The sequence below is a fragment of the Streptomyces sp. NTH33 genome, from assembly GCF_003236365.1.
Classification (GTDB): Bacteria; Actinomycetota; Actinomycetes; order Streptomycetales; family Streptomycetaceae; genus Streptomyces.
This window is the reverse complement of record NZ_POTZ01000220.1, coordinates 1-11,716: the sequence shown is the minus strand read 5'-3', so window position 1 is coordinate 11,716 and position 11,716 is coordinate 1. Positions and strand designations below refer to the sequence as shown.

At 72.1% G+C, this 11,716-nt stretch carries 12 protein-coding genes; 6 read left to right on the top strand and 6 right to left on the bottom strand.

From position 1 onward, the window contains the following. Both C1I97_RS20820 and C1I97_RS20815 read left to right on the top strand, forming a co-directional pair. The coding region (locus C1I97_RS20820; RefSeq protein ID WP_111004736.1) for an RNA polymerase sigma factor SigF at nt 1-794 on the top strand (794 nt) is incomplete at its 5' end. Between the two features lie 247 nt (nt 795-1,041). Continuing rightward, nucleotides 1,042-1,968, top strand: coding sequence for an RNA polymerase sigma factor SigF (locus tag C1I97_RS20815; RefSeq protein WP_111004735.1), 927 nt, complete (start codon nt 1,042-1,044; stop codon nt 1,966-1,968). An 89-nt stretch (nt 1,969-2,057) separates the two neighbouring features. Here the strand turns inward: C1I97_RS20815 and C1I97_RS20810 are convergent, their stop codons facing one another. After that, the gene (locus tag C1I97_RS20810) at nt 2,058-2,252 is read right to left on the bottom strand and encodes a hypothetical protein (RefSeq protein WP_111004734.1); all 195 of its coding nucleotides are present in this window, start codon (nt 2,250-2,252) and stop codon (nt 2,058-2,060) included. A gap of 340 nt (nt 2,253-2,592) precedes the next feature. On the opposite strand from C1I97_RS20810, the gene C1I97_RS20805 reads away from it, so the two are divergent. The 3 genes from C1I97_RS20805 (at nt 2,593) to C1I97_RS20795 (ending at nt 6,681) form a co-directional block, all read left to right on the top strand. Then, a complete protein-coding gene (locus C1I97_RS20805; RefSeq protein ID WP_111004733.1) occupies nt 2,593-3,117 on the top strand; it encodes a MarR family winged helix-turn-helix transcriptional regulator in 525 nt (174 codons plus the stop codon). 14 nt (nt 3,118-3,131) lie between these two features. Then, a complete protein-coding gene (locus tag C1I97_RS20800) occupies nt 3,132-5,756 on the top strand; it encodes an MFS transporter (RefSeq protein ID WP_111004732.1) in 2,625 nt (874 codons plus the stop codon). 103 nt (nt 5,757-5,859) lie between these two features. Then, the gene (locus C1I97_RS20795; protein WP_111004731.1) at nt 5,860-6,681 is read left to right on the top strand and encodes a YceI family protein; all 822 of its coding nucleotides are present in this window, start codon (nt 5,860-5,862) and stop codon (nt 6,679-6,681) included. Nucleotides 6,682-6,709: 28 nt separating this feature from the next. Here the strand turns inward: C1I97_RS20795 and C1I97_RS20790 are convergent, their stop codons facing one another. Further along, the gene (locus tag C1I97_RS20790; protein WP_111004738.1) at nt 6,710-7,432 is read right to left on the bottom strand and encodes a GAF and ANTAR domain-containing protein; all 723 of its coding nucleotides are present in this window, start codon (nt 7,430-7,432) and stop codon (nt 6,710-6,712) included. 226 nt (nt 7,433-7,658) lie between these two features. On the opposite strand from C1I97_RS20790, the gene C1I97_RS20785 reads away from it, so the two are divergent. Further along, nucleotides 7,659-8,012, top strand: a complete 354-nt coding sequence (locus C1I97_RS20785) for an STAS domain-containing protein (RefSeq protein WP_111004730.1) — start codon at nt 7,659-7,661, stop codon at nt 8,010-8,012. A gap of 11 nt (nt 8,013-8,023) precedes the next feature. On the opposite strand, the gene C1I97_RS20780 is transcribed toward C1I97_RS20785, so the two are convergent. The 4 genes from C1I97_RS20780 to C1I97_RS20760 form a co-directional block, all read right to left on the bottom strand. Beyond that, nucleotides 8,024-8,791 carry a TetR/AcrR family transcriptional regulator gene (locus C1I97_RS20780; RefSeq protein ID WP_111004729.1) on the bottom strand — a complete coding sequence of 256 codons (768 nt, stop codon included), beginning with the start codon at nt 8,789-8,791 and terminating at the stop codon, nt 8,024-8,026. 379 nt (nt 8,792-9,170) lie between these two features. Next, nucleotides 9,171-9,911 (bottom strand): response regulator transcription factor, encoded by a 741-nt coding sequence (locus C1I97_RS20770; protein WP_309147816.1) that lies wholly within the window; start codon nt 9,909-9,911, stop codon nt 9,171-9,173. 107 nt (nt 9,912-10,018) lie between these two features. Beyond that, entirely contained in the window at nt 10,019-10,927 is a 909-nt protein-coding gene (locus C1I97_RS20765; protein ID WP_181446822.1) for an amidohydrolase family protein, read from the bottom strand. Nucleotides 10,928-10,985: 58 nt separating this feature from the next. Further along, nucleotides 10,986-11,711 (bottom strand): DUF2797 domain-containing protein, encoded by a 726-nt coding sequence (locus tag C1I97_RS20760; protein WP_111004737.1) that lies wholly within the window; start codon nt 11,709-11,711, stop codon nt 10,986-10,988. Nucleotides 11,712-11,716: the final 5 nt, after the last annotated feature.

Genomic DNA, 11,716 nt, shown 5'->3' with positions numbered 1-11,716 from the left:
CCCCTACCGCCGCCCCGCCCCCGGAGAAGCGGCGCGGCGCCGACACCCGGGCCCTCACCCAGGTGCTCTTCACCCAGTTGAAGGACCTCGAACCGGGCTCACCGGAGCACGCCCGCGTGCGCGGGGCGCTCATCGAGGCGAATCTTCCGCTCGTACGCTACGCGGCGGCCCGCTTCCGCTCCCGCAACGAGCCGATGGAGGACGTCGTCCAGGTCGGCACCATCGGGCTCATCAACGCCATCGACCGCTTCGACCCGGACCGGGGCGTGCAGTTCCCGACCTTCGCGATGCCGACGGTCGTCGGCGAGATCAAGCGCTACTTCCGCGACAACGTCCGCACCGTCCACGTCCCGCGCCGGCTGCACGAGCTGTGGGTGCAGGTCAACAGCGCCACCGAGGACCTGACGACCGCCTTCGGCCGCTCCCCCACGACCGCCGAGATCGCCGAGCGGCTGCGCATCACCGAGGACGAGGTGCTCTCCTGCATCGAGGCGGGACGCTCGTACCACGCGACCTCCCTGGAGGCGGCCCAGGAGGGCGACGGGCTGCCCGGGCTGCTGGACCGGCTCGGCTACGAGGACCCGGCCCTCGACGGCGTCGAACACCGCGACCTGGTCCGCCACCTCCTCGTCCAGCTCCCCGAACGGGAGCAGAGGATCCTGCTGCTGCGCTACTACAGCAATCTCACCCAGTCGCAGATCAGCGCGGAGCTCGGCGTCTCCCAGATGCACGTCTCCCGGCTGCTCGCGCGCAGCTTCCAGCGGCTGCGATCCGCAAACAGGATCGAGGCGTAACCAGCACGGGCGAATCGCTCACCCGGGAGGTTCCCGACACCTTCAGCCTGAAATGCCGTCAGACCCCTTCTTTCCAGGGCTGATTCGCGTCTGGGATGTCGACAAGTCCCTACAGCGCGTTGCCGACATGTGACATTCTGCGGGAAGCGCGTTTGCCGTGGCTTCGGCTCCGGTATCTCAGGTGAGGACTGCGTTCTCCTCTTCGGAGGGCGCGGCCGCGACCGTCCCGCGACCCAAAGGGGGTGGCATGTCCGCAGAACAGGGCAGCTCCAAGGTGCTGACGCTCACGAAGAGCGAGACGCCCTCCCCGGCGCTCGAGCCGATCGACGCCCTCGACGATGTGGTGGCCCTCGAGGCCGCTCCCGCCATGGCTCTTCCGGCCGCTCCCGCCCCGGCCTCGCCGGACTCGGAGACCATCGACACCCGCACCCTGTCCCGCTCCCTGTTCCTGCGGCTCGCCGCACTCGACGAGGACAGCCCCGAGCGTGCCTACGTCCGGGACACCCTGATCGAGCTCAACCTCCCGCTGGTCCGCTACGCGGCGGCCCGCTTCCGCTCCCGCAACGAGCCGATGGAGGACATCGTCCAGGTCGGCACGATCGGCCTGATCAAGGCGATCGACCGCTTCGACTGCGAGCGGGGCGTGGAGTTCCCGACCTTCGCGATGCCGACGGTCGTGGGCGAGATCAAGCGCTTCTTCCGCGACACGTCGTGGTCGGTGCGGGTGCCCAGGCGCCTGCAGGAGCTGCGCCTGGCCCTGACCAAGGCGTCCGACGAGCTCTCCCAGAGGCTCGACCGCTCCCCGACGGTCACCGAACTGGCCGCCGTCCTCGGTGTGTCGGAGGAGGACGTGGTCGACGGCCTCGCGGTGGGCAACGCCTACACCGCCTCCTCGCTGGACTCCCCGGCCCCCGAGGACGACGGCGGCGAGGGCTCCCTGGCGGACCGCCTCGGCTACGAGGACACGGCGCTGGAGGGCGTGGAGTACCGCGAGTCGCTCAAGCCCCTGCTGGCCAAGCTGCCGCCCCGCGAGCGGCGGATCATCATGCTGCGCTTCTTCGCCAACATGACCCAGTCGCAGATCGGCGAGGAGGTCGGCATCTCGCAGATGCACGTCTCGCGGCTGCTGACGCGGACTCTCGCACAGCTGCGGGAGGGGCTCATCTCGGACTGACCCGTCCGGGTCGACCCTTCCCCGCCGACGGAGTGTCAGCCACCATGGCGCGCCGCCATGGTGGCTGCTCTCTCATGCTCCCGATCGCTCTACTTGAGCGCGAGCCAGGCGACGGCCGCGACGATCGCCACGGCGACGACGACGCCGACGATCAGACCGATGCGCGGGCCCGAGGATGCCTGCTGCTGCTGCCCGCCCTGGGGAGCCTCGTCGACGAACGCGCGGAACATCTGGGTGCTGCCGGCGGGGTCGTAGTTGCCCTGGGGGCCCTGGGTGTTAGCCATGGCCCGAGACCCTAGCGAAGACGCTGGGCGCTTGCCCACGTGGGGGTTGCCCAGCGCGCTTGAGACGCACCGGAGTTGGTGCGGCCGGCCCTGGGGGATGCCGTCCCCGGCCCCCCGCCGTCGGCCTGAACGGCCTCGCCCTCGGTCCCCGGACGGGCCGATTGCACCAGCCTGGGCCGAATGGTGATCGTCGACGGTCCTCGCGCCCGCCATCAGCTGCGGGTTTACATGTGCCAATACTTGCCTTTGCCAAGTTTTTGCGCCACTCGCCCCCAATTTGTTTGCCTGTAGCAACCAACCGCCCATATCGTTGCCCGAAGCAACGAATGCGGGAGGTGTGATGGCCGGGCAGACGCAGTACGAGGAACTGGCTCGTCAGCTCAGTGCCGTCGGAGTCGTGAAACGGGGCATGGGGCGGATCCTGCCGCCCGGCTGCCCGGCCGGCTCGGCCGGCGTGCTGACCCTGCTCGGCCGTCACGGGGACATGCGCATGAGCAGGCTCGCCGAGCTGCTCTCCGTGGACATGTCGGTGACCAGCCGGCATGTCGCGCACCTCGCCGCGCGCGGCTGGATCGAGCGGTTCCCGGACCCCGCGGACAAGCGTTCGCGCATCCTGCGCCTGACGCCCGCCGGAGTGAACCTGCTCGACGAGCTGTACCGGCGGACCACCCACCTGCTCGCCGAGCGGCTGAGCGACTGGAGCGACGACGAGGTCGGCCAGCTCATACGGCTGATGACACGCCTGCGCGCCAGCTTCGGCGAATGCCGGCCCCCTGCGAACCGGCCCCCCGAATCCCTGGGGCCCGGGTCCCGGCCGGACCCGGGCCCCGCCACCAAGACCACCCGTACACCCGCAAGCACGTAAGAAAAAGGAAGCCCATGGCAACGACCACACCAGCCGGTGTGCGGGCCCACGCCAAACACGGGGGAGGCTCCTCCAGCGGCGCTCCGATGACGCACCGGCAGATCATGGAGGCGCTCTCCGGGCTGATGCTCGGCATGTTCGTGGCGATCCTGTCGTCCACGATCGTCTCCAACGCGCTGCCGAAGATCATCGGTGACCTCGGGGGCGGCCAGTCCGCCTACACCTGGGTGGTCACCGCCGCCCTGCTGTCGATGACCGCGGCCACTCCCCTGTGGGGCAAGCTCGCCGACCTCTACAGCAAGAAGGCGCTCGTCCAGATAGCGCTCGTCATCTTCGTCCTGGCGTCGGCCTGCGCGGGCCTGTCGCACAACCCGGGCATGCTGATCGCCTGCCGCGTGGTGCAGGGCATCGGCAGCGGCGGCCTGGCCGCCCTCGCCCAGATCATCATGGCCGCGATGATCTCCCCGCGGGAGCGCGGCCGGTACTCCGGTTACATCGGCGCCACCTTCGCCGTGGCCACCGTCGGCGGCCCGCTGCTCGGCGGCGTCATCACCGACACCTCCTGGCTCGGCTGGCGCTGGTGCTTCTACGTCGGCGTGCCCTTCGCGGTGATCGCGCTGATCGTCCTGCAGAAGACCCTGGACCTGCCCGTGGCCAAGCGGAAGGTCAAGGTCGACTGGACCGGCGCGTTCCTGATCTCCGCCGCGGTGTCGCTGCTGCTGCTCTGGGTCACCTTCGCAGGTGACAAGTACGACTGGTTGTCGTGGCAGACGTACACGATGGTCGCCGGTTCGATCGCCCTCGGCCTGCTGTTCGTGCTCGTCGAGTCCAGGGCGAGCGAGCCGATCATCCCGCTGCGGCTGTTCCGCAACCGCACCATCACGCTGGCCTCGCTCGCCTCGCTGTTCGTCGGTATCGCGATGTTCAGCGGGACCGTGTTCTTCAGCCAGTACTTCCAGCTGGCCCGGGACAAGTCCCCGACCATGTCGGGTGTCCTGACCATCCCGATGATCGCTGGCCTGTTCGTCTCCTCCACCGTCTCCGGTCAGCTCATCACCCGTACCGGACGCTGGAAGGGCTGGCTGGTCGGCGGCGGTCTGCTGGTCACGGCGGGGCTGGGCCTGCTCGGCACCATCCGGTACGACACGGACTACTGGAAGACGGCCGTCTTCATGGCCCTGCTGGGCCTCGGCATCGGCATGATGATGCAGAACCTGGTGCTGTGCACGCAGAACCAGGTGGCGCCGTCCGACCTCGGCGCGGCCAGCTCCACGGTCACCTTCTTCCGCTCCCTCGGCGGTGCGGTCGGCGTCTCCGCGCTGGGTGCGGTGATGGCCCACCGGATCACCGACTACGTCAAGGACGGTGTGGCCGGCCTTCCCCCGAAGTACGCGGCCGCCCTGTCCGGTTCCGGCTCGGCGAGCGACAGCATCCCGGACATGAACGCGCTGCCGAAGCCGCTGCGCACGGTCATGGAGAGCGCCTACGGGCACGGCATCGCCGACATCTTCCTGATCGCCGCCGCGCTGGCGGCGGTCGCCTTCCTGATCTCGCTGTTCATCAAGGAGGTCCCGCTGCGGACCAAGGGCGCGCTGGCGCAGACCGCCGAGGAGGAGACCGCGCCGGTGGACCCGGCCGCGGCCCCGGTGGTCGCCGAGGCCCGGTCCCCGCAGCTCGCGGCCGTCGCCGCGGAGACGTCCGGTGCCGCGGAGTTGTCCGGTGCCGCGGAGTTGTCCGGTGCCGCGGAGTTGTCCGGTGCCGCCGGGGAGCGGGTGCCCAGCTGGGCGGTGGCCGCCTCCACCGAGGCGGGTCCCGAGGACACGCTGCGACCGGCCGCGCTCGCCACGGCGGCACCCGGGGAGCCGGCCGCCGGGTACGGCGGACTCCCGGTGCGCGGCTTCGTCCGGGGCGCCGAGGGCGCGCCGGTGCCGCAGGCCGCGGTCACGCTGATCTCGCTGGCGGGCCGTCAGCTGGGCCGGTCGGTCGCGCAGGCCGACGGCGCCTACGCGGTGGACGCGCCGGGCGCGGGGTCGTACGTCCTGATCGCCTCCGCCGACGGCTTCCAGCCGCAGGCGTCCACGGTCGTGGTGAACGGCGAGCCGGTGGCGTACGACATCCTGCTCAGCGGCACCAGCGGGCTGAGCGGTGTGGTCCGGGCCGCGGAGAGCGGGCTGCCGGTGAGGGACGCGATGGTGATCGTCACCGATGTGCGCGGCGATCTGCTGGCCACCGGGACCACCGGTGAGCAGGGTGAGTTCTCCTTCGCCGAGCTGGTGCCGGGAGCCGTGACCGTCGCGGTGAACGCCGCCGGGTACCGGCCGCGGGCGCTGCCGGCCGAGGTGGCCGGCACCGGGGTCACCCGGGTCGAGGTCGACCTGGACGCCGGCGCCCGGCTCCAGGGCGTGGTCCGCGCCCCGCACGGTCCGCTGGCCGACGCCCGCGTGACGCTGGTCGACGCGGCGGGCAACGTGGCCGGCACGGCCACCACCGGCCCCGACGGGGCGTACGCCTTCACCGACCTGAGCGGCGGCGAGTACACCGTCATCGCGACGGGCTACCCGCCGGTGGCGACGGCGCTGACGGTCACCGGCCGCGGCGTCGACGCCCACGACATCGAACTCGCCCACCCCGGCGAGTAGTTCGAACCCCGGCCCGTGGTGGGACGCTTCCGAGCGGCGGAGCGTCCGGCCACGGGCCGGTCACTTGCGACCATTTTGCAATATTTTGCAGGGAGAAAACGGGATGGGACTGACCGCGAGGATCCGTACCCGGGACGGATGGGCCGTGTCGCACGCGGTCGTCACGGTGACCGACACGACCGGCACGCAGGTGCTGCGGGCCGAGGCCGACGCGGAGGGCGCCGTACGGCACACGACCGCGCTGGCGCCGGGGGCGTACACGGTCGTCGTCACGGCGGTCGGGTACGCGCCCGTCGCCGCCGGCGCGATCGTCACCGCGAGCGGACGGGCCGAGGTCGGCACGGTGACGCTGGCCCGGCAGGGCGGCAGCGAGCTGCCGCCGCCGGGGCCCTGGACCATCGACCCCGCGCACTCCTCGGTCGCCGCGGTCGCCCAGCACCTGGGGATCTCCAGCGTGCACGGCCGGTTCACGGACTTCGCCGGCACCGTCGAGATCGCCCCGGACGACGTCACCGGGTCCCGCGTGGAGGCGGTCATCCGCGCCGACTCCATCGACACCGGCAACGCGATGCGCGACGGCCATCTGAGGTCCCCGGACTTCCTGGACGCCGAGCGGCACCCGCGGATCACCTACCGCTCCACCGGCCTGACCGCCGCCGGCCCGGACCGCTGGACGGTCCACGGCAAGCTGGGCATGCGCGGCGTGGTCCGCCCGGTCGACCTCGACCTCGCCTACCTCGGCACCGGCGCCGACCCGTGGGGCGGCACCCGCGCCGCCTTCCGCGCGACGGCACAGCTGCGCCGCGAGGACTTCGCCATGCACTACAACCAGGTCCTCCAGGCCGGTATCGCCGCCATCGGCACGACCCTGAAGGTGGAGCTGGACATCCAGGCGGTCCAGGGCACGACGCTCCCGGCGGTGTGACCCGCCGGGGCCGCCCCGGCCCGCTTCCTCAGGGGGTGCTGTCCATGTCGACGAGCCGGCGGGCGAGGTCCCGCAGCTTGATGTTCTCCCGCTGCGAGGCGCGCACCAGGCTGTCGAAGGCCTCCGCCGCGTCGATGTTCAGCCGTTCCATGAGGATGCCGGTGGCCTGGCCGATCAGGTCCCTGGTGCGCATCGCCTCGGTGAGCTGCTCGCGCACGGTCACCGAGTCCAGGGCGAGGCTGACGTGCGCGGTGAACAGCCGGCCGACGCGTGTCGCGGCGTCGTCGAAGGCGCGCGGCTTGCGGGAGTAGGCGGTGAGCACGGTCAGCCGCCGCTTGTCGGCGCGCAGCCGCAGGGCGAGCGCCGAGCGCAGCCCCAGGCCGGCCAGCGGCCCCCCGCCGTCCTCGGCCTCACTGTCCGTCACGCGCACGACGGGCGCCTGCCACAGGTGCTCCCAGTACGGCGCCTGGCCGTGGTCGCCGCCCGAGCCGTCGACGGCGCGTACGACCTCGTCGGTCCAGGAGACCGTACGGCGGTGGCGGCCGCGCTCCAGCACGGAGATCCCCGCGTGCTCGGCACCCGGCAGCAGATGCACGGCGAGCTGGACCGCCGTGTGCATGGTGCTGTGCGGGGTGGCCGCGTCGTGCAGTTGCCGAGCCGCCACCGTCAGGGCTTCGGCCAGCTCGAAGTCCCCCTGAAAACGGGGCGATTCAGGAAAGTCGGACGCAGGCACCACGAACCTCTTCGGCATGCACGGCCATACGGCCATGCGCAGGAGAGCTCCGCAGCACATTCCCGACTGCGAGCACAGGACGGACAGAACTGTATATCGTCCGCGCTCGGGGATTTCCGCCTGGTGCGCGCGTGGGCTCCGGCCTCTTCGAACCGGCGCCCGGGAATGATGGAATGGACCCGGACGGGTCAGGAAGCGGCCTCCCCGAGACATACGGACGTCTGCCTCCTGCCAGGTGAGTACCGTGACCCACTTCACGAACCCGTGCCAGATCCGCGACCTTCCCGGCCGCGCCCTGCTCGTCCTGCCCCCGGAGATCGACCTGTCCAACGCCTCCGCGCTGTGCGCCCGCATCCTGTCCTTCGCCGAGGCCCGCGCCGGCCGGCTGGGCGTGCTGGTCCTGGACCTCACCCGCACCCGCTTCATGGACTCCCAGGGCGCCCGCCTCGTCGAGGACGTACGGCACCGGCTGCCCCCGCGTGTCCTGCTCCGGGTGGCGGCCCTCCCGGACGGCGTCCCGTACCGCGCCCTGGAGATCACCCGGGTCCGCCGGGACATACCCGTGTACGACGACCCGGCCCGGGCCCTGCGCCTGTGAGCAACGCTTCGTCAGCCGCGGGCCACCATCGCCTCGATCCCCGCGACCAGCAGGTCCAGGGCGAAGGCGAAGTCGCGGTCCAGCATCTGCGCGACCGTGTCGCCGCCGCGGGCCGCCATGAGGGTCACGGACTCCTGGAGCACCTCGGCGGCGTCCGGAGCCCGGGTCGCGGCGCTCAGCGCGTGCCGGAAGTAGTCGTCCAGGGCCATCCCCGCGTCGGCGCAGCGGGCCACGAGGTGGCCCTCGATCGTGCCGTAGCCGTAGACGAACCGGAAGACGGCCGAGACCGCCCCCGTCAGGCGCTGCTCGGGCAGCCCCGTGCGGCGGACGACCCGCTGCACCGCGCCCGAGAAGGCGAGCGCGTTCGGGCCGATGTTGAGGAACGTCCCGGCGAGCGACGACAGCCAGGGGTGGCGCACCAGCAGCGCCCGGTACTCGGCGGCGAGCCGGCGCAGTTGGTCGCGCCAGTCCGCGCCGGCGTCCGCATCGGGCAGCCGCAGCTCGCCGAAGGCGGCGTCGAGGGCGAGTTCGAGCAGGTCGTCCTTGGTGTCGACGTACCAGTACAGGGACATCGCCGTCACGTTCAGCTCGGCGGCGAGCCGGCGCATGGAGAACCCCGCCGGCCCCTCCGCGTCCAGCAGCCGCACCGTGGCCTCGGTGATCCGCTCCCGGTCGAGCCCGGACGACGGCTGCCCGCCGCGGCGCCCGCCCCGGCGCGCCTTGCCCTCCAGCCAGACGCTGGTCCGCGCCGCGCCCCTGGCCCGGACTGCCTTCCCCATGCCGTACCTTCCTGAGCACTCCGCCGCCGGTCATGAGTCTGCCCGCTCAGCCCCGTCCGGCAACGCGGCGTCAGGCGCCGTTCTTCCGCGTGAGGTCGCAGAAGGCGGCCGAACCGGCCGCCACCCCCACTCGACGCGGTGGCCGCCGAGGCCGGGGAGGGCGATCGTGCCCACGGTGCCGCCGGCCCGGGGCACGGAGCCGAGTACGGCGCGCCGGGCCCGGTCGGCAGTCCTGGCGCTCATCCGGAAGGCGGACGCGGACCTCCGGCCGCACCGGGAGCCGGTGATCCGGCCGCTCCCCACCTTGGCCGCGACCTCGTGGAGCCGGCTGTCCGCCTGCTCGTACGGGCGGGACCGCGGCGCCGGCGTCGCCGCCCGCTCATGACACGGCGGGCTTGATCAGATAACCGGCGCCGCGCCTGGTGTGGATCATCGGCTCGCGACCGGCGTCGATCTTCCGGCGCAGGTAGGAGATGTAGAGCTCGACGATGTTGGCCTGCCCGCCGAAGTCGTACGACCACACCCAGTCCAGGATCTGCGCCTTGCTGAGCACGCGCCGTGGATTGCGCATGAGGAAGCGCAGCAGCTCGAACTCGGTGGCGGTGAGGTGGATGCTCTCCCCTCCCCGGAAGACCTCGTGGCTGTCCTCGTCCAGGGTGAGGTCGCCGACGGCGAGCACGGAGCCGGAGCGGCGGTCGGCGGCACCGGAGCGGCGGATCAGCCCGCGCAGCCGCGCCACGGCCTCCTCCATGCCGAACGGCTTGGTGACGTGGTCGTCCCCGCCGGCGGTGAGCCCTGCGACTCTGTCCTCGACGGCGTCCTTGGGGGTCAGGAAGAGGACGGGCACGCCGGGGAGTTCACGGCGCAGCCGCCCCAGGACGGCGAGTCCGTCCATGTCGGGCAGCATCATGTCCAGGACGACGGCGTCGGGCCGGAACTCGCGCGCGGCCCGGACGGCGCCCTGCCCGTCCCCGGCGCTGCGGATCTGCCAGCCCTCGTGGCGCAGGGCCGTGGACAGCAGTTCGGTGATCGACAGCTCGTCGTCCACCACCAGCACCCGGACGGGGCTCCCGTCCGGTCTCAGCAGTTCGGTGCGCCCCTGGGGCGAGGTCGTGGTCATGGTGGACACCGTGCCGGGATCCTCTGAGAACACGCTTTCGCCCGTCTGTGGTTTCCCTGAGAAAGCCACCGGCGGCTCTCAGGGGGCGCCCCTGGGCAGCGCGCGGCTCACGGCAGGCCGAACAGCCGCGCCCCGTTGTCGTGGCACACCGCGCGCAGCCAGTCGTCGCCGAGGTCCAGTCGCTCCAGGGCGTGCAGCTGATGGACGTAGCGGTAGGGGATGTTGGGAAAGTCCGAGCCGAGCAGGATCCGGTCGGCGAGGCCGGCCAGCCGGGGCAGGGCGCGCCGGGGGAACGGGGCGAGCCGCTCACTGAAGTCGGTGAACGTCATGGTCGTGTCGAGCCGCACCTCCTCGTACCGCTCGGCCAGGCCGAGGAAGTCCTCGTACTCCGTCATGCCCATGTGGGCGACGACCAGCCGCAGCCGCGGGTGCCGGGCGAGCACCCGCCCGACCGGCTCCGGCCCGGTGTGCTTGCCGGGCGCCGGACCGGATCCGCAGTGGATCACGACGGGAACGCCCGCTTCGGCGAGCAGCCCCCAGGTGTCGTCGAGGAGTTCGTCGGCAGGGTCGTACGCCCCGACCTGGACGTGCGCCTTGAACACCCGGGTGCCCTCCTCGAGGGCCTGCCGGACGTACGCGTGCACGTCCGGCTCCGGGAAGAGGGTCGACGTGTGGAGGCAGTCGGGTGTGCGGCGGGCGAAGCCGGCCGCCCAGCCGTTGAGCCAGCGGGCCATGCCCGGCTTGTGCGGGTACAGCATGGCGGTGAAGGCCCGCGCCCCGAACTCCCGCAGCCGCGCGACGCGTTGTTCCTCCTCCTCCCGGTAGGTGATGGGCCACTCGACGCCGCCGGTGAGCGGACCGAGCCCGTCGAAGTAGTCCCAGACCTTGTGCAGCACCCGCTCGGGCATGAAGTGGGTGTGGACGTCGACGAGCCCGGGCAGCCCGAGCCGCTCCCAGAACCGCCGGACTTCGGCGGTCTCCGTCGCAGGGGCCATGGACGGCGGCTGATCACTCATGCGCCCACGATCGTCCCGGAAGGCGCACGGCGTCCAGCCCCCCTTCCTTGCCGGTGCCTCAGAACAGCCCGTCCTGCAAGCCCGGCGGTTCCCGGAACTCCCGCACCGGCACGGTGAGCCCCACGCCCCTCACGGGCCGGAGTCCCCAGCCGGTCATCAGCCGCGTGTCGAGCACGACGACCGCGCCGTCCGTCACCAGGTGCAGATCGGGCCCGGCCGCCGCGACCAGCTCACCGCTCACCACACCGCCCGCGACGAGTTCGCCCACCTCGCCCACGGCGGCCGGCAGACCGGCCAGCCCGAACACCCCGGCGTGATCGACGGGCCGGAACGGCTCCCGCTCCAGCGACTCCGGCCAGCCGTCCAGCGCGGTCGCCCGCCCGTGCAACTCCTCGACCTCGGCGGCCCGCTCCGCCGCGGTCACCGGCAGGGCGGACCGCACGGCACGCTTCGCGCCGTACGGGATCCGGTCGGGCACCCGGAGCGCGGCGCGCAGCAGCTGCTCCGTACGACGCGCCGCCATGAGCGGCCCCGCTCCGAGCCAGCTGAAGCAGACCGTGCCCTGCTCGAGCAGCCGCGCGGATCCCCGCTCGACGGCCGTGATCCCGACCTTGACCATGCCGGGCCCGAACCACGCCAGATATACGTGGTACGGCCGCGGGTCGTCCGCGATCGTGTCGGCGGCCACGGAGTGCGCCCGCTCCAGCCGCGCGCACTCCTCGCACCGCGCCCCCGTACTCCTGTCTCTTATACACCTCTCCGAGCCCACGAGACTAGCGCTCATCTCGT